The sequence below is a fragment of the Cronobacter sp. EKM101R genome, from assembly GCF_963888145.1.
Taxonomy (GTDB): Bacteria; Pseudomonadota; Gammaproteobacteria; order Enterobacterales; family Enterobacteriaceae; genus Cronobacter; species Cronobacter turicensis.
In genome coordinates, this window is the sequence record NZ_CAWPHW010000001.1 from 31,870 (window position 1) to 48,192 (window position 16,323).

Consider the following 16,323-nt stretch of genomic DNA (forward strand, 5'->3'; position numbering starts at 1 on the left):
CTGCTGCATCCCTGACAAGACCGCAGGAGGCGATGAGAAACCCGCTTCGGCGGGTTTTTTGCTTAGTGGCCCGGCACTTGCGGCGCGCTATCCACTAACACTTCCACGATCTCTGTGCTGATGCGGGTTTTCGTGGTGAGCCTGTCCAGATAAAGCCCTTTTTCAACGTTTGCAGAAGCGCGCCAGGTGCGGCCGTCATGGCGGATCAGCATTCCGGGGCGAACGTGCGAACGGAACATGAAAGTAGTTACAGGGGCGGCTGCGTTATGCATGGCTGGAACCCTCCGCATGGGCTGGCATGGTGTGAACGGCTACAACCGGTTGCCCGTTCTCGTTATCGATAATGCGGAAGTAGAGCGCATCGCATACCGGGCAATTAGCCAGCGTGTCGGAACAATCGCCGACCGGCGGGATCATTGAAAACAGTGTCGATTTGCATTCCGGGCAGGCGAAATGCGCCAGCTCGCGCCCTTCTGTCATTTGACGGCCCAGCCATTGCGCGTATTGCGTGTACAGCTTCGGGTGTTTAACTGCTACGTTTCCGATCTTCATTCCTTCGTTCCTTTCTTCATTCGCTGCTCTTTCTCTCGCTGCCCACAAATTCATTGCTGAGGCTTTCGCCCAGCGATACCAGTCACGCCCGGCTTCTTTGTAGGAATTGCCGAGCCTGACGAGTTCCCACGTCTCTTGCATCGCATCCGGCTTTTTATCAGCGATGGCCTGGCGGCCCTCGATCATCGCGTCGATTGCCTCGTTGATTTCCAGCGCTTCGGCGTGGGCAGCTTCTAATGCCTCACGGCGTGCTGCGTAATCCTTGCCGCCAAAAAACTCCGCGATGCGGCGGCGGTGATTGTGTTCAAGTGCCTCGGCATGGTCGCGGTCGATGATTTCCAGGCATTCATCTACAGCGCGGGCGAGGTCTAAAAGGCGCTCTACGGTGCCGTTAATACGGTTAGTAACGCAGTCCTGAATAGCGGCCCACACTCCCGCAGTAACGCGACGGTTTGGCGAGTCGTACGGATTCATAAAGCCGTCTTTGGTGTGACGCAGCCCGATCAGCGTCATGTGTTTGCGGCGCAGGTCGATATGAACGGCGGCAGTAAGAGATTGCAGAGCCTTAAGCTCGCTAAAAGACAGGGTGCGGATATCAATCATCGTTTTGTCCTCTGGTTTGCCGTTTTCGCCCGGCTGGCGGAACATTTTTGATACTGGCGTTATGCCGATGGGGATGATTATGCGATATGGAATGAATCCAGTCAACCGGGAAGTGGTGGATTTATTCTATTTGGAATGATTTAATGTGTGCGCCATGGGGTGGCTGGCTTGCAGCTATATTCCGAAAGTGATATTTAGGTTTGGGCGCGGGGAGGCCTCAGGTCTGACCTGTAGTATTAATAAAGGGGGAAAGAATGCCGTTCTTTGAGGTGACTGTATCAGGGGAGTGTGTGGAGACCCCGATCAGTCAAGGATTTACAATCTATCTTAACAAGTTAGCTACAAACAATTGCGTTATCACTCCCAAAATTTCCACATCATCGCCTGCTTCTATCATTGGTAGCCGGTCAGAGTCTACTGACAGAAAAACCTTCTGTCCTATCTTGTTCGACCTATAAACAGTTACAAAACCATCTTCTTTCACAGCAACCAGGCTATTAGCTGCTGGCTTTATTGCTGTATCCACAATAACGATCGACCCACCTGGCGCCTGTGAAACTCCAGTATCACGCTGAATGACATAGGCGCGACATGTCTCAGGAAGTTCCCTAGGCCAGGCAATAGTCTCTCCAGTAAAACCGTTAGCGTCATAAAGTTTCACCATATGAGATACGTCGATACGCGCCATAGGCTCTGATGACGTGCCATAAATGCTACCGGTGCCATTGATCAGCCAGTCTGCGCTAATCCCCATTGCCGCAGCAAGCTTGCCCGTAGAACGCGACACTTCAGTTGTTCCGTTAAGAATTTTTGATACTGCCGACTGTTGAATCCCTGCCGCTTTCGCGAGGGCCGTCTGGCTGTGGAACCCTGTTTCCTTCATCGCAAACTGTAAACGCTCTTTCAATGATTGCATCGGTATTAATTCCCAAAAAGAAGATTGCAACTATGCTTTATTGACTGTAATCATTCCATATCGCATAATGCGGCCGTGTGTTAGGTAGCGATACGGAAAGGCAATGAACCCAATCAATAAGGCTATTCAAATTGTTGGCAGCCAAACAGAGTTGGCCCGCCGCATTGGTGTAAATCAATCCACTGTCAGTAAGTGGTTGAATGGTACGGATATTCGCGCAAAACACGTGAAGCCTATTGCCACTGCAACCAACGGAAAAATCACGCCAATGGAAATTGTCGACTGGTGCTATGAGACACATCGGAATCATAAACAATGATGTGCATCATGCAAATCGGCATGAATTCTACCCGGAATAACGATCTTTAGGTGAGCCCAGGGATAAAAATCCGACTAATCGCACCTATTGCTAGTCGTAACTGGATGGCAAGGCTTCCGCAATGACCGGGATCGGCTTTCCGATTTTTACATAAGTAATCAGAACCAACGTTTTACGGAGTATTCACTATGCACAAATCACATGCACGCACAAACAACAAGGCGCTTCAGTTTGAAACCCTAATTCGCAGCGGAATAGCTGCGCAAGGCGTGGCGAAAGTTGCGCAGCAACTCGGCGTCCATCATTCACAGGTAAGCAGGATGCAAACGGGGAGAAATTGTTTTGTGGAACGCGCGGCCAAGCTGCTGGCCGTGATTGGTTTCGATCAGGGAGAGGAAACCGTAATTATCAAAGGGGAGCAGACAGCGCAACTTGCCCAGGCGCTGATCTCAATGCTGGGCAATTTAAAGATCGAAGCCCCGGACTGCGCGAACAGTTCCGAGGCTTCTGAGTGCAAAAAACCTACCAAGTAATTTGCGAGGAAATTATGACAAATCGTAGTCAGGTTTGCCACGTTGTTATGCGCAAACGCGCGCACAGAAATCAGGAGCGCGCCCTATGAGTATGAGTTTAATGGCAAAGGCAATGGGGATCAGCGTGGGTAACCCACTCCGAAAACTGGTGCTTATTAAACTCGCCGATAACGCGAACGATCAAGGTGAATGCTGGCCGTCTTATCAGCATGTTGCCGACCAGTGCGAAATCGGGAGATCCACTGTAAAAAACCATATTCGCGCGCTGGAAAAAATGGGTTTGCTTCGCAGGGAGTACCGCAAAAACGGCGATCTGAACCAGTCGAACCTGTTCTATCTGACCTTAGATAACCAGGTTAAAAAAGCATCCGGCAAGGGTGGGGCAGGAGCTGCCCCAGGTCAGGAACTGCCCGAGGGGGTGGGGCAGGAGCTGACCGGGGTGGGGCAGGAGCTGCCCGAGGGTGGGGCAGGAGCTGCCCGAGGGGGTGGGGCAGGAGCTGCCCCCATAACCAGTCACTCTTTAGAACCAGTCATTGAACCTATTACGTCAGAGAACGCTACCGCGTCCTCTGGAGCCATGAAAAAACAGGATGATTTGGTTGTGGCTGTCAGACCCGATGCGGGAATACAAACACCGAAGGGCGATAAGTGGGGAACTGTTGACGACCTCCGCGCGGCTCAATGGATGTTTGCCAGAGTGCAGCATGTCGCCCCCGCTGCCCGCCAGCCAAACTGGGCGGCATGGGCTAACGATATTCGCCTGATGCGTGGTGCGCTGAAAGTCACCCATAGAGATATTTGCCAGGTGTTTGCCTGGGCGAACGAAGATCACTTCTGGCAGACGAACATTCTGAGCCCCGCGAAGCTGCGCGAGAAATGGCCGACCCTAACCGCGCAGATGATGCAACCATCACGGCAGCGCCCCGCAGCGCCGCAGCAGCAAACGCCGCACTGGAATAGCCCGGAAGCTTGGGAGGACGTTTTATGACCCAGCAACTCATCCACGCCATCGCGCGCCGTGACGGCCGGGAACTCTCAAGGCTGGCCGGTAAATATCAACCAACCCAGGAGCGGCCCGCAAAAGGCGTTGTTAATTCCGAGGCCGAACGTCTGGTGGATGCGCTGTTTCGGCAGCTTAAGCAGGTATTCCCGGCAGCGAACGCTACAAGCCTGCGCACCGACGCCGACGAGGCGGCCGCAAAACAGCAATGGATTATTGCTTTCGCAGAGAGCGGCATCACCCGACGGGAGCAACTGGCCGCAGGCATGAAGCGAGCACGCGCAAGCCTGTCGCCATTCTGGCCCTCGCCAGGGCAATTTATCGACTGGTGCCGGGAAGGTGAGTTCGAGCTGGCCGGGCTGCCATCGGTGGCCGAGCTGCTGGCGATGGTGCGTACTTACTGCGCGCGGCGTGGGCTTTATGCCTCCCCGGCGGATTATCCGTGGCAGCAGGCGGCGCACTACTGGCTGGTTACAGGCCTGTATAGCGGTATGCGGCTTAACAGCTGGACAGAGCAGGAGCTTGCAGAGCAGGCAAAGGTTGAGCTGGTGAAAATGGCAAAGCGCATCGCCAGCGGTGAAGCCATACCGGAGCCTGTGGCAATGATCGAACAACCCAGGCCGCAGCCTGTTACCCGTGAGAGGGGGCTGGAGATTATCGCCAGAATCCGCCGAGACCTGCTGAAAAGCCGAGGAAAAATTGATCGAGGTGAACCATGACAGGACGCCAGGCCATTGAGCTGTACCTGAAAACTCACGCCACATTTACAAATGAGCAGGTGGCGGCCGCACATAACGTTAGCTGGGGCGCCGTAGCTTATGCGGCGCGCAGAATGGCGTGTGAGGGAAAGCTGGTGGTGCAGGAAAGGCACCATAAATGGGCCATCTATCGTTACCCGAACCAGGACGGAGACGAGCCAATCAATACCGTTTTCGATGAGTGCCGGGCGAGCGGAGCTATGCGCAGGGTGCTTTGCGTATACGGCGCGCTGGCAGCTGCAAAATTGTTTGATAGCCGCAATCAATCTAATAAAACAAGCATCCCAGGAGATATGCGGCGTTAAAAGCGTATTTAACCGGCCAAAATGAAGCGCTGGCGCGTTTTTTAAGGTGCCGTAACGCAAATGGGTGGAGAAAGATATAAATCCCTCAGCGTGCTGATTTGGCCGGTTATTTCCTGTGGTTAATCAATAACCGGATTTCTGGTTGTCACTTATTGCTTTTCAGAATGAGGCTTTCCCACATCACAACGAATGTCCGAGGCGGAAAGCCCAAAATGACACATATTGCCTCTGCGCGCACATTTCCGCACAATATCCGTGCGGTCTGAACAGCCGCAGATACTGGCGTCACTGGAGAAATCAACCGTGACGCACAAACACCAAAAAATCCTTTTCCCGGACCTGATCGCCGCTTCATTGGCGACCAGCGTTTTTTCACATTCAGCGTTCGGCCTCTACGGGGGTGCGGCGTGACCTTCCCGAAAGACGGCGTAAGGCTGCATAAATCCAACTTTGCGGCCATCGGCCAGCAATTACAGCCACTGCTGGATAAAGGCGAATGCTTTCGCCTGATCATCAAGCCCTGGCGCGATTCTCGCAGCCTCCCACAAAACGCGCTGGCACATGTCTGGTTTAGCGAAATCAGCGCTTACCTGATCAAGCGTGGTAAAGCCTTTGCCTCTCCGGCATGGGTTAAAGACGCGCTGAAGCATTCTTATCTCGGCTACGAAGAACGGGAAATGACAGACGTTATTACCGGCGAGAAAACCACGATCCGCTCCCTCCGGCATACCTCCGATCTCGATACCGGCGAAATGCACTTTTTTCTCACGCAGGTGGAGGGCTGGGCGCTGAACATCGGTTGCCGCCTCACCATTCCCGACGATTGCCAGTACGCGCAGTTGCGCGCGAAACAGGAGGCATAACCGATGCGCAAAACATGGTTTGAGCACACTGATTGCACCCTCACTGAAGCCGACGAGCTAATGAGCCAGTACCGCAAGCGCGGCGTGGCGGTTGAGCGTTTTCTCTCTCCCGACTGCCGGAAATTTATTGTGCGCGTTCAGTTGCCGGAAAGCCGTCACGAACCGCGGCCCAGCAGAACCTATCAACAACGGATTTGGGGGTGATCGTGGCTGACTTACGCAAAGCCGCGCGCGGCATCGAGTGCCAGGTGCGCATTCCGGGCATATGCAACCACAACCCCGAAACCAGCGTGCTGGCGCATATCCGCCTGCCTGGCGCCTGCGGGATGGGGATTAAGCCGCCCGATCTGCTGGCGACAATAGCGTGTAGCGCATGTCACGACGAAATCGACCGGCGCACGCGGCTAACCGATGCGGAGTATGCGCATACGTGCGCACTGGAAGGGATGGCGAGAACGCTGATTATCTGGCTGAAAATGGGGCTGATTAAATGACTTGCGATTATGAATTTACATTGCCATATCCGCCGAGCGTTAACGACTACTGGCGCAGGGGCAGGGGTATTACCTACATCAACAAGAAAGGGCGCCAGTATCGCCGCGACGTGGCGGAAATCCTTCACATCCTGAAGCTCGACATAAACACCGATGCGCGGTTGAAACTACGCATTATCGCGAACATGCCGGACAGGCGCCGCCGCGATATCGACAACATTTTAAAAGCGGTCTGCGACTCGCTGGAGAAAGGCGGCTTTATGCAAAACGACTCGCAAATAGACGAGCTGAAAGTGGTGCGGGGTGAAGTGATCCCTGGTGGCCGCCTGGGAATCAAAATAACGGAGATCGAGCAGTGAGAGCGCAGGCTTATGAATTTATCCGCCAAGAGCTGATCATGGCGACGGCCGACCTGAGCGGCAGCACAAAAGGCCAGCTGGTGGCGTTCGCGGAGAATGCCCAGCTGATCACCGACCGCTACAAGCGCAAGCCGCTTAAAGTGACCGACCCGGAGACGGGCGAACTGGTAGCCGTCTGGAATGACCCCGTGCCTGGCGTGCAGTCGCGCGCCAAAGGCTCGCATATTCCGCTGGTGCTGCCGGTCGAGTATGCCACCGCAAGCTGGCGGCGCGCCGTGCTGGCGCTGGAGCCACACGAAACCGCCTGGCTGATGTGGTGCTATGCCGATGCCACTCGCTACGCCCATCAGGTAGAGATCGTGCGCTGGGGCTGGGAGGCATTCAGCGATCAACTGGCGGGGAAACGCATTGCAGCCAAAACGCTGGCACGCCTGCGCGCGCTGGTATGGCTGGCTGCGCAGGACGTTAAATTCAAGTTAATTGGACAAAGTTCTGGTCTAACGTCTCAAAAACTAGCTAGCCTGCTAGACGTGAAGCCTTCTAACTGGAGTCAAAACTACATGCCCCATTGGAACAAAATGCTTGCGGTTTATGAGGTCCTAGATCACGTTTCTCTAGAAAGAGTACAAAGAGTGCGTTCGCAACAAAAGGCTGCAAATTGCGATATAAGTCTTGCAAAAATGAATATTTTGAGGGATAATTTATTGTAATTTAGTAAATTGCTCAAAGTGTAAATTTCCGACGTCAGTCGGTTTTTTGAACTTACAATATTGGTTTTGAGACCGTTTTATTTGCTATCAAAATCGTGGATACATGGTTCCCCCAGAGCACTTTTTGATAGCAAATTCTATTGATGTGTATTGATTACATCATGAATGCAAGTATAATGCCGCGCCATCGAAGACGTCCTTTGATGTCAATTTGAACAGAAAAAAGTAGTGCTTTCCCTCTTGTGCGTTATCCTTTCTTTATGTAGTTTGGATTTGTAGGTCACACGAAGCCCTGCTAAGGAATTTAATTTGAACAAAATTCAGCCCGCAGTCGTTTACACAATGACTTTTTTTATCATCCCTGTATGGGGGTTATGGCTGTTTTCGCTCGTTAAATAACCAATCAAGCCCGCAACACTTGTTTTTTCACCTTATTTTTACTTCTTCTACCAGTTTTTTCTGAGTTTTACGGTTAAGATACCCTTGGTTCTGACATGCGGCCGCACGTCGGGTATTTTAACTTGGTAGAAGGATCATCTTATAGAAGCCCCTGAAAACTCTGCTTCCGGTGTAAAGGTTTGGATTTTGACTGCAATGGTTGGCTTGCTTATGACCATTGTCAGTTTTTTTGCTGTTAGGATCGTCGACACCGTCGATGAGACTGAAGCAGCGGTCCATACTCTTAAAGAAGTACAAGCGTCCAACGGCGAAGCCATCAAAGGTCTCCAGCGTGACCGGGATAACGCCAATAAGGAAATCGAACGGTTGCGTGACCATGTCGATCGCTTGAAAGATGAAAACGCGCAGTTAAAAGCGAAAGCGGGAATCCCCCTTTCGCTGAATCATAAGCCACCGACGGGTGGCTTTTTTTTTGCCTGATGCAAGCTAGGCATTTAAAGCCCTTAAATGCCTTTTGATGAGCTGTATCCAGCTACAAATCCTATGAATGATAAAATCACTATTCACTATGCGCCGCACGGACTGGGAGCTATCCAGCTGGCGCTGGCGTCGTTCTATGAACAGCTCCACTCTCTTACCCTCTACGAGTGGGCTCTGGTCACCACTGTGATCATATCTCCGCTGGCTTTTATCGCTTCCATCGTTTTCCAGTGGAGGCAAACACGGGCGATTGAGCGCGCAGCCAGAGAAGGCCGAGTGGTCGCAAAGCCGAGGATGTTCAAATGAGCATGAAGAAAGCGGGCGCAGCTGGTGGGGCTTGTTCTGTGGTGGCGGCGATCATGTTGGTGCTGGCTGGTGGGAACGTCCGAACCAACCAGGAAGGGCTTGAGCTGATCGGTAATGCCGAGGGGTGCCGCGTTAATCCATACGTTTGCCCGGCTGGCGTGCTTACCGACGGGATCGGCAACACCCACGGCGTTCGCTACGGCAAATCGATGGAGCAGATCGCCAAAGACTGGGAGCGCAACATCCTGGAGGCTGAACGCTGCGTAATTCGCTATGGCGCTGGTGACCGGCTGACCGAAAACGCATTCAGCGCTGCCGTATCTCTGACGTTTCGCGTGGGCTGCGGCAAAGTGAAAAACTCGACGCTGTTTCGCATGTTCCGGCAGGGCGAACAGCGCGCCGCCTGCGATCAGTTCCTGAGATGGCGTTACGCCGCAAGTAAAGAGCTGCCAGGGCTGGTTACCAGGAGCCAGAAAGAGCGTGCGCTCTGCCTCAAGGAGTGAGCCATGTTAACCCGGTTGCTGGGCCTGCTGGCCCTGATCGCCACTCTCACCTCGTTCTATTACCACGACCAGCTCACAGAATCGCGGGCATCTTTAACCGCAGTTAATCGAAAATTAAACGCGGTTAAAGATGCAAATAAAAAGATGCTGGAGGGCCAGCGCAAACTTGCAGAGCTCGATGCCTGGTACACAGGAGAAATTGCCCGTGTCAAAGCTGAGAATGATCAGCTGCGTGCTGATGTCGCTAACGGCACTCGCCGGTTGCAGCTCAACGCCACCTGTGAGCGAGTGCGTAACGCCACCGGCGCCACCGGCGCCACCGGCGCCACCGGCGGCGCTGATGCAACCGCCCCCCGACTTGATGACGCCGCTCAACGGGATTATTTCACTCTCCGGGAGCGAATAGGGGAAGTAAACAAGCAGGTTTACGGCTTACAGAGTTACATCAAAACGCATTGCCCGGTATCGCAGCCGCGGCAGTAAAAAAAATTTCCTCTGCGTGAAATTCGACAAGTGACTTTCTGCTTAATAGCCCCTGTGCGGGGCTTTTCGTGCTTGCAGTACAGCGCACCCCACGCGCTTTAGTAACCCGAGCCTTTCAGAAAGTTGAGCCTGAGAATTGCCGTAAAGGTGGCGACCTCTCGGGGCGGCTTTTCTGTGGGACAGGCTCAATTTTCTAAAATGAAAACGTAATGAGTCAGATGATTGCCTTCGAACGTTCGGTAGCAATGAGCAGCCTGGACTTTCTGAACAGCATTATTAACCCATCGCGTATTGAGGCAGGCGAGAAGCCAGTAAGGCCGTCCGACTTCCACGCCCGCGTCAATGACGAGATTGATGAGAAATTAAACTACGAAAATTTCGTAGTTGGGAGAACGGGCCATAAGACGCATTACACCATGCTGAATATGGAGCAGATGACACTGGTCGGCATGAGGGAATCCAAAGCCGTCCGTCGATCCGTGCTGGCGAAGCTGAAGGTTATGCACGGCCCGCAAATTCCCCAAACGCTGCCGGAAGCGCTGCGCCTGGCTGCTGACCTTGCGGAGAAGAAAGCAGAGCTGGAAAGCCAGCTTGCGATTGCCGCGCCTAAGGCTGAGTTTGTTGATAGTTACGTTAAGGCGTCTGGAACGTTCACCTTCCGGCAGGCGGCGAAACTTTTCAAGGTGAAAGAAACTGACTTCCGCATGTTTCTACAGGATAGGGGCATCATGTACCGGCTCGCTGGCAAAATGACTCCTTATCATCAGCATCTCGCCGCTGGCCGGTTCGCGATGAAAACCGGGAAGAATAAGCGCAACGGCCACGCTTTCACCCAAGCTGTATTCACCCCTAAGGGGATTCAGTGGGTTGCCGGTCTGCTTACGGCGGAAAAGCTTAACCGCGATACCGCTGCTTAAGCGCTGCTTTTCCTGCCGTATGGTTGACGAGAACGTCAGTAAGTGCCTGATTGCAAAGTTAAAAAAACCGGTGTAGTCTATATTGTGTACAATAATACGAGGCTAAACTGTGGAAAGACTAATCGTAACTATCGAAGGCAGCACTGCGGGGCCACTGGAAGCGATAAGAACCTTTGAGGGTGAAGCGCCATCAGAGTTTCTGGCAATCGAGGGTAAAGATGTTCTACAGCTCGTTTTTCGGGATCTCGACGGCGCTGTCACCGTGGAAGTTTGTTCGCGAAACGAGTCTATAGGGATCTACACCCTTGTAACTGGAAGTGACAATAAGATAGTCCTGGCGAAAGGAGATGCTGAAAGCGTCCAGAGGCAACTAAGCCTAAAGTGCCAGAAACATTAAAGCCGCCTACGGGCGGTTTTTTATTGTGAGAAATAAATGGATATGACATTCATGTTGGCCGCTTACAGTGCCGCAGGCGTAACGCTGCTGCTTATCGCTGGTGGCTGGGTGACAGTTCGCGAGTATTTCAAGCGTAAGGCCGCAGAGAAACAGGCAGAGATTGATGCGCTGGTGGAACAGCGTCTTGCAGAAAAGCAGGGCCAGAGCCAAAGCGCCAATTAAAAAAGCGATTACCCCAGCGGGCTGTGGGGCTAATAACACCCGCAGCATAAGCGCCGGTTGGCTCCCGGCCTAATCCTTGCCGGTGGCTTATGCGGACAGCCGGAAAGACGGCATGTATTACAGAGGCTCTTTGCGCGCCGAAGGAATTAATAGTTTTATCAATGTGACAGAAAACTTTTACTCTGAGTTGCCAGAATCAATCCTATTTCCATTTACCTTACGTCCATACTGAAATTTTTCATGAAAAGTTCTATCTGATGTAACCATAACAGCAGGGTTATTAAAGTTAAGGTGATTGAATTGGTCAGCAGTTATATCGATGATGTAATTTTCGTATTCAAGCCACATATGATTGTACCTTGTTATTTCATGAGCAGGATACAGATCACCCGAACACAGATCTGCATCGATTCCAAACTTCCTTTTTAGAACCTTTTTTAATTCTACTGAGGCATCACCGCACCATCCAGTTGGAAATCTTTTACCCCTAATGCTTTGATCTTCTTCAAAATTTTTCCTTACCTCTTTGCAGGCAAGCAATATGTCATTCTGATCTGGAATAATCATTTTTAAACTATAAATTTCTGTTGGTTATTAATTGAATATTAAACCATAGGTAATTACGTAAGAATATGGCACTCACCGACAAACAAGAAATGTTCTGTCGCGAGTACCTCATCGACTTAAACGCCACACAGGCGGCGATTCGGGCGGGGTACAGCGTCAAAACGGCTAACCGCACCGCCTCCGAAAACCTGTCAAAACCTGACATCCAGAACAGAATCGCCGAACTCAAGAATAAGCGCAACGAGGACGTGGGTATAAATGCTGCTTATGTGCTCCAGCGCCTGGTTGAGATTGACCAGATGGACGTGGCCGACATTCTCAATGATGACGGATCGTTAAAGGCTGTTAGCCAGTGGCCTAAATGCTGGCGCATCACGCTACAGGGCATCGACCTGGCTTCGACTATTCGCAACTTTGACGAGGAAACCGAAGAGACGATCCTCAAAAAGATTAAATGGCCGGACAAAGTTAAGAACTTGGAGCTACTCGGCAAACATGTAGACGTGCAGGCGTTCCGCGAACAGGTGAAAACCAATCACACCGTTGATTCACTTTCCGACCTGATGGATGAGCTCTCAGGGGGTGCCTGATGGCGCTTAGACCTGAACACCTCGCCCGGCTAAGGGATAAATTCTGGCGGCTTAACCACCTGTACTGGATCACCGATAAACGCGGGAAGCCGGTACGTTTCAAGATGACCCCCGAACAGCTGGCCTACTTCGAGGGGATGCATACACGAAACATCATCCTGAAGGCGCGCCAGCTCGGCTTTACAACGCTGGTGTGCATTATCCAGCTCGATGCCGCGCTGTTTGAGGGGGCAAAGTGTGCGCTTATCGCTCACACCCTCAACGACGCAAAACGACTATTCCGCGAGAAAATCAAATATGCCTATGATCGACTGCCTGAGGAAATCCGGGCGGCTAATCCTGCGTCTAATGATGCCGCTGGTGAGCTGGTTTTTAAGAAGGGCGGCTCGCTCTACGTTTCGACGTCTTTTCGTGGCGGCACGCTGCGCTATCTTCACGTTTCCGAGTTCGGGAAGATCTGCGCAAAGTACCCGGACAAGGCGCGCGAAATTGTCACGGGTGCTTTTGAGGCTGTTTCAACTGACTGTTTCACGACGATTGAAAGCACAGCAGAAGGCCGCGCGGGCTATTTCTTCGATTATTGCCAGACTGCGGAAAAAGCGGCGCTATCTGGTGCGACCCTCTCTCAACTAAGCTGGAAATTCTTCTTTTTCAGCTGGTGGATGAACCCCCAGTATGCAATCGACCCCGTAGAGCCGCTACCGCAGCGCCTGCGCGATTATTTCGATGAGCTGGAGGCGAAGCACCGCCTTACGCTCAACGACCGCCAGAAAGCCTGGTATCAGGCCAAAGAAATCACCCTCGGCGACGACATGAAACGGGAATACCCGTCGATCCCCGCCGAGGCGTTCCAGCAGTCCGTGGAAGGCGCGTATTACGCGAAACAGTTCGCCATCCTCTACGCACAACGCCGCATCGGCCAGTTACCTGACAACGACCACCAGCCCGTTTACACGTTCTGGGATATCGGCGTCGGCGACTCAACGGCTATCTGGTTTGTGCGCGTGGTGGGTAATGAATTCCACATCATCGACTACTACGAGAACAGCGGCGAAGGGCTTCGCCACTACATGAAGATCCTCAAGGAAAAGGGCTACACCTACGCCGAACACTGGGCGCCCCACGATATCGACAACCGCGAGTTTGCGAACGATGGCAAATCCCGTCGCCAGCTTGCGCGCGAGGGCTACGAGGTGGACGGCGAAATCTATTCCATCTCGTTCAGTGTGGTGCCGAAGCTCGGCGTGGCCGAGGGGATCGAGCTGGTGCGCGAAATCCTGCCCCGCTGCGCCTTTGACAGCGTGAAATGCGAGGAAGGGATAAGCCACCTGGAAGCCTACCGCAAAGAGTGGGATGCCAAACGCGGCTGCTGGAAAGACAACCCTTTGCACGACTTCACTTCGCACGCTTCGGACGGTTTCCGCTACTTCGCCGTAGCGATGAGCCGCATCAAGCCCGCGACGGATATCAACATAGGAATTGGGTACTGATGGCAGACCTGAACATAGATTTTCATCACCCCGCCTGGTCAGAGTTCGCCGACGAGTGGCAGCTGGTGGCCGACTGCGTGGACGGTGAGCGCGCCATTAAGCGCAAAGGTAAGCGCCGCATGGTTTACCTTCCGCATCCCTCCAGCGACTGGCAGAAAAGCGATCCCCAGTGCATCCGTTACGATGCCTACGTGAAGCGCGCGCCGTTCCTGAATGCCACCGGGCGCACCTTGCAGGGGCTGCTGGGCATCGCGTTTGCCAAACCCTTAAAGATTGAGCTGACCGGCGCGCTGGAGGTGCTGGCGGGAGACGTTGACGGCCAGGGCTTATCACTCGATCAGCTTGCACGTGATGCCGTATCGCAAAACCTTCAGAAAGGCCGGGCCGGTATCCTGACCGACTACACCGGCAGCGGCGAGCAACCGCTGGCACGCACCGGGCGCCCGCTGCTGAAACTCTACAAAGCCGCGCAGATCATCAACTGGCGCGTGACCAACGGCAAAACCTCTCTTGTCGTGCTGAAAGAGTGGGAAGCCGTGGATCTGCCTGACGAGTTCCGGCTTGAGCTACGCCTTAAGTGGACAGAGCTTCGCCTGGTTGATGGCAAGGCCCATGTGCGCATCTGGAAACAATCCGCTGAGGAAGGCGTGAAGTCCACCAGCCTGTCACCGATTCTCGACAAGGCGGGCAAATCGCTAACCGATCTGCCGTGGTCATGGATTGGCGCGGCCAATAACGACCACACGCCGGACGTTCCCCCGCTGGCGGATATCGCCTCGATGAACGTCAAGCACTACCAGGCCGAAGCGGATATCGCCGAGATTGCCCACCTGTGCGGCAACCCGACGCCCACCGTTTCCGGGCTCACTGAGCCCTGGGCGGATAAATACCTGAAAGAAGGGATTCGCATCGGCTCCACTACCGGCGTGCTTCTGCCTGCTGGCGGAACACTCGATATCGTCCAGGCCGAAGATCGCAACCTGCCGATTGTCGTCGCTGAACGTCGCGAGAAACAGATGGCGATGCTCGGCGCGAAGCTGGTGGAGCGCGGCACTGCTGCCAGGACGGCCACGCAGGCCGCCGATGAGGCGCAGACCGATAACTCTATCCTGTCTCTCTGCGTGGGGAACGTGGAAGCCGCCATAAATCGCGCGCTCGCGTTCGCTGCGGCCTTTGCTGGCGGTAGCGGTACGATTGCCATCAATAAGCGCTACGAAGTCGCACAGCTCGATTCTCAGGCCATTACAGCCCTGCTGGCTGCGGTGCAGTCCGGGAAAATGCTGCTTGTGGATTTCATCCGCTACATGCAGTCAATCGGCCTTGTCGATCCGACGGTGAGCCCGGAGGAAGTGGAAACCGCCCTGAGAGAGCAGAACGACCTTACCGGGAGCCTGAACGATGGCGGCGACGATTAACGACCAGCTGCGCGATGAGGCGATCAGCCACGCACTCTACGTGGCGCGCTACGGCAACGGCGCTGCCCGCAAGATGATCCGGCTACTCAACGAGGCCGACGCGATGCTTTCCGCCGAGCTGCTGAACGTCCTGGAGGGCGTGGACGCGGCAACTTGGAGCGAGCGCCGTCTGGCCTCCCTGCTGGCGTCTGTGCGCCGTCTTAACCAGAAGGCATATAAACCCGTCACCGAAGCGCTGAAAGGCGAGCTGGCGGCGTTTGCGGAGCATGAGGCGGGCTATCAGTTTGACCTGTTTAACCAGCTACTGCCGGAAGCGGTGTTAAACCACGTCGAACTACAGGCCATCACACCCGATCAGGTGTATGCCGCTGCCGTCTCGCGACCGTTTCAGGGGCGGCTACTGTCCGAATGGGCCACGAAACTGGAAGCCGACCGGCTGACCAAAATCACCAACGCGGTGCGCATGGGTTACCTGCTTGGCGAAACCACCGAGACGATTACCCGGCGCGTTGTCGGCACCAGAGCGGCCAACCGTGAGGACGGGGCGATTCAGGAGAACCGGCGCAACCTGGCGGCAGTGACCCGAACGGCCATAGCCCACGTTGCCAGCACCGCCCGGCAATCGTTCGCCAGCGCGAACAGCGACATGGTGAAGGGAAAACAGTGGCTTTCGACGCTCGACACGCGCACAACCACGATCTGCATTGTTCGTGACCGGCTTAAATACACGCTGGACGGGAAGCCAATCGGCCATAACGTGCCATACCTGCGCGGGCCGGGCAGGGCGCATTTCTGCTGCCGCTCAACCGAGACGCTGATCCTCAAATCCTGGCGGGAGCTGGGGATCGATGCCGACGAGCTGGACGCAGGCACCCGCGCCAGCATGGACGGGCAGACACCCGGAGACACCACCTATTCAGATTGGCTACAGCGCCAGCCTTACAACCGGCAAAAGGCCGTGCTGGGTAAGGAGCGCGCCGACCTGCTGAGGGCCGGGAAACTTAAGGTGCCGGACTTCTTTAACGACCGGGGGGAATTTCTCACCCTCGATCAGCTGCGACGGCTTGAGCCGCGCGCTTTCGACTAATCCCCAGGGGCTGCCAGCGGCGGCCCTTTTTCTTTCCTGCGGCCAGAGGCCGCGA

At 54.1% G+C, this 16,323-nt stretch carries 25 protein-coding genes; 21 read left to right on the top strand and 4 right to left on the bottom strand.

The genetic code is table 11. From position 1 onward, the window contains the following. Nucleotides 1-62: 62 nt before the first annotated feature. From AACV31_RS00180 to AACV31_RS00190, 3 genes are all read right to left on the bottom strand, one after another. Nucleotides 63-272 (bottom strand): cell division protein FtsZ, encoded by a 210-nt coding sequence (locus tag AACV31_RS00180; RefSeq protein WP_255491251.1) that lies wholly within the window; start codon nt 270-272, stop codon nt 63-65. Further along, nucleotides 265-1,155, bottom strand: a complete 891-nt coding sequence (locus AACV31_RS00185) for a hypothetical protein (RefSeq protein ID WP_165154973.1) — start codon at nt 1,153-1,155, stop codon at nt 265-267. The genes AACV31_RS00180 and AACV31_RS00185 overlap by 8 nt, the downstream gene beginning before the upstream one ends. A 322-nt stretch (nt 1,156-1,477) precedes the next feature. After that, nucleotides 1,478-2,071, bottom strand: coding sequence for a LexA family transcriptional regulator (locus AACV31_RS00190; protein WP_165154971.1), 594 nt, complete (start codon nt 2,069-2,071; stop codon nt 1,478-1,480). 103 nt (nt 2,072-2,174) lie between these two features. Here AACV31_RS00190 and AACV31_RS00195 point away from each other — a divergent pair, with 103 nt between their 5' ends. From AACV31_RS00195 to AACV31_RS00275, 17 genes are all read left to right on the top strand, one after another. Then, a complete protein-coding gene (locus AACV31_RS00195; RefSeq protein WP_165154969.1) occupies nt 2,175-2,390 on the top strand; it encodes a transcriptional regulator in 216 nt (71 codons plus the stop codon). A 188-nt stretch (nt 2,391-2,578) separates the two neighbouring features. Beyond that, the gene (locus tag AACV31_RS00200; RefSeq protein ID WP_165154967.1) at nt 2,579-2,923 is read left to right on the top strand and encodes a CII family transcriptional regulator; all 345 of its coding nucleotides are present in this window, start codon (nt 2,579-2,581) and stop codon (nt 2,921-2,923) included. A gap of 85 nt (nt 2,924-3,008) precedes the next feature. After that, nucleotides 3,009-3,911 carry a helix-turn-helix domain-containing protein gene (locus tag AACV31_RS00205; RefSeq protein ID WP_165154965.1) on the top strand — a complete coding sequence of 301 codons (903 nt, stop codon included), beginning with the start codon at nt 3,009-3,011 and terminating at the stop codon, nt 3,909-3,911. Then, entirely contained in the window at nt 3,908-4,642 is a 735-nt protein-coding gene (locus tag AACV31_RS00210; protein ID WP_165154963.1) for a replication protein P, read from the top strand. The genes AACV31_RS00205 and AACV31_RS00210 overlap by 4 nt, the downstream gene beginning before the upstream one ends. Then, nucleotides 4,639-4,986: a hypothetical protein gene (locus AACV31_RS00215; protein WP_165154961.1), complete on the top strand. Its 348-nt coding sequence runs from the start codon at nt 4,639-4,641 to the stop codon at nt 4,984-4,986. The genes AACV31_RS00210 and AACV31_RS00215 overlap by 4 nt, the downstream gene beginning before the upstream one ends. A 407-nt stretch (nt 4,987-5,393) precedes the next feature. After that, a complete protein-coding gene (locus AACV31_RS00220) occupies nt 5,394-5,849 on the top strand; it encodes a YbcN family protein (RefSeq protein WP_165154959.1) in 456 nt (151 codons plus the stop codon). A gap of 3 nt (nt 5,850-5,852) precedes the next feature. After that, the gene (locus tag AACV31_RS00225) at nt 5,853-6,053 is read left to right on the top strand and encodes a hypothetical protein (protein WP_007668838.1); all 201 of its coding nucleotides are present in this window, start codon (nt 5,853-5,855) and stop codon (nt 6,051-6,053) included. Nucleotides 6,054-6,055: 2 nt separating this feature from the next. Beyond that, nucleotides 6,056-6,343, top strand: coding sequence for a DUF1364 domain-containing protein (locus AACV31_RS00230; RefSeq protein WP_032984187.1), 288 nt, complete (start codon nt 6,056-6,058; stop codon nt 6,341-6,343). Beyond that, nucleotides 6,340-6,702, top strand: coding sequence for a RusA family crossover junction endodeoxyribonuclease (locus tag AACV31_RS00235; protein WP_165154956.1), 363 nt, complete (start codon nt 6,340-6,342; stop codon nt 6,700-6,702). Before AACV31_RS00230 ends, AACV31_RS00235 begins: the two co-directional genes overlap by 4 nt. Continuing rightward, on the top strand, nt 6,699-7,412 hold the full coding sequence (locus AACV31_RS00240; protein WP_165154954.1) for a bacteriophage antitermination protein Q: 714 nt from the start codon (nt 6,699-6,701) through the stop codon (nt 7,410-7,412). Before AACV31_RS00235 ends, AACV31_RS00240 begins: the two co-directional genes overlap by 4 nt. A gap of 585 nt (nt 7,413-7,997) precedes the next feature. Next, nucleotides 7,998-8,291, top strand: coding sequence for a hypothetical protein (locus AACV31_RS00245; RefSeq protein ID WP_165154952.1), 294 nt, complete (start codon nt 7,998-8,000; stop codon nt 8,289-8,291). Between the two features lie 63 nt (nt 8,292-8,354). Beyond that, nucleotides 8,355-8,597, top strand: a complete 243-nt coding sequence (locus AACV31_RS00250; RefSeq protein ID WP_255491250.1) for a hypothetical protein — start codon at nt 8,355-8,357, stop codon at nt 8,595-8,597. Further along, the gene (locus tag AACV31_RS00255; RefSeq protein ID WP_165154948.1) at nt 8,594-9,100 is read left to right on the top strand and encodes a lysozyme; all 507 of its coding nucleotides are present in this window, start codon (nt 8,594-8,596) and stop codon (nt 9,098-9,100) included. The genes AACV31_RS00250 and AACV31_RS00255 overlap by 4 nt, the downstream gene beginning before the upstream one ends. Before the next feature lie 3 nt (nt 9,101-9,103). After that, nucleotides 9,104-9,583, top strand: a complete 480-nt coding sequence (locus tag AACV31_RS00260) for a lysis protein (RefSeq protein ID WP_165154946.1) — start codon at nt 9,104-9,106, stop codon at nt 9,581-9,583. A gap of 209 nt (nt 9,584-9,792) precedes the next feature. After that, complete coding sequence (locus AACV31_RS00265) at nt 9,793-10,500, top strand: phage antirepressor KilAC domain-containing protein (protein ID WP_165154944.1); 708 nt, start codon at nt 9,793-9,795, stop codon at nt 10,498-10,500. A 109-nt stretch (nt 10,501-10,609) separates the two neighbouring features. Further along, entirely contained in the window at nt 10,610-10,897 is a 288-nt protein-coding gene (locus AACV31_RS00270) for a hypothetical protein (protein WP_165154934.1), read from the top strand. A 42-nt stretch (nt 10,898-10,939) separates the two neighbouring features. Next, nucleotides 10,940-11,119, top strand: coding sequence for a DUF1378 family protein (locus tag AACV31_RS00275; protein WP_165154932.1), 180 nt, complete (start codon nt 10,940-10,942; stop codon nt 11,117-11,119). Between the two features lie 177 nt (nt 11,120-11,296). Here the strand turns inward: AACV31_RS00275 and AACV31_RS00280 are convergent, their stop codons facing one another. Continuing rightward, entirely contained in the window at nt 11,297-11,686 is a 390-nt protein-coding gene (locus AACV31_RS00280; protein WP_165154930.1) for a hypothetical protein, read from the bottom strand. 65 nt (nt 11,687-11,751) lie between these two features. On the opposite strand from AACV31_RS00280, the gene AACV31_RS00285 reads away from it, so the two are divergent. Genes AACV31_RS00285 through AACV31_RS00300 form a run of 4 tightly spaced genes read left to right on the top strand, consistent with a single transcriptional unit; the run spans nt 11,752 to nt 16,268 of the window. Continuing rightward, complete coding sequence (locus tag AACV31_RS00285) at nt 11,752-12,276, top strand: terminase small subunit (RefSeq protein WP_165154928.1); 525 nt, start codon at nt 11,752-11,754, stop codon at nt 12,274-12,276. Continuing rightward, entirely contained in the window at nt 12,276-13,766 is a 1,491-nt protein-coding gene (locus AACV31_RS00290) for a terminase (RefSeq protein WP_165154926.1), read from the top strand. Before AACV31_RS00285 ends, AACV31_RS00290 begins: the two co-directional genes overlap by 1 nt. Further along, on the top strand, nt 13,766-15,181 hold the full coding sequence (locus AACV31_RS00295) for a DUF4055 domain-containing protein (protein WP_165154924.1): 1,416 nt from the start codon (nt 13,766-13,768) through the stop codon (nt 15,179-15,181). The genes AACV31_RS00290 and AACV31_RS00295 overlap by 1 nt, the downstream gene beginning before the upstream one ends. Further along, the gene (locus AACV31_RS00300) at nt 15,165-16,268 is read left to right on the top strand and encodes a hypothetical protein (RefSeq protein ID WP_165154922.1); all 1,104 of its coding nucleotides are present in this window, start codon (nt 15,165-15,167) and stop codon (nt 16,266-16,268) included. Before AACV31_RS00295 ends, AACV31_RS00300 begins: the two co-directional genes overlap by 17 nt. Nucleotides 16,269-16,323: the final 55 nt, after the last annotated feature.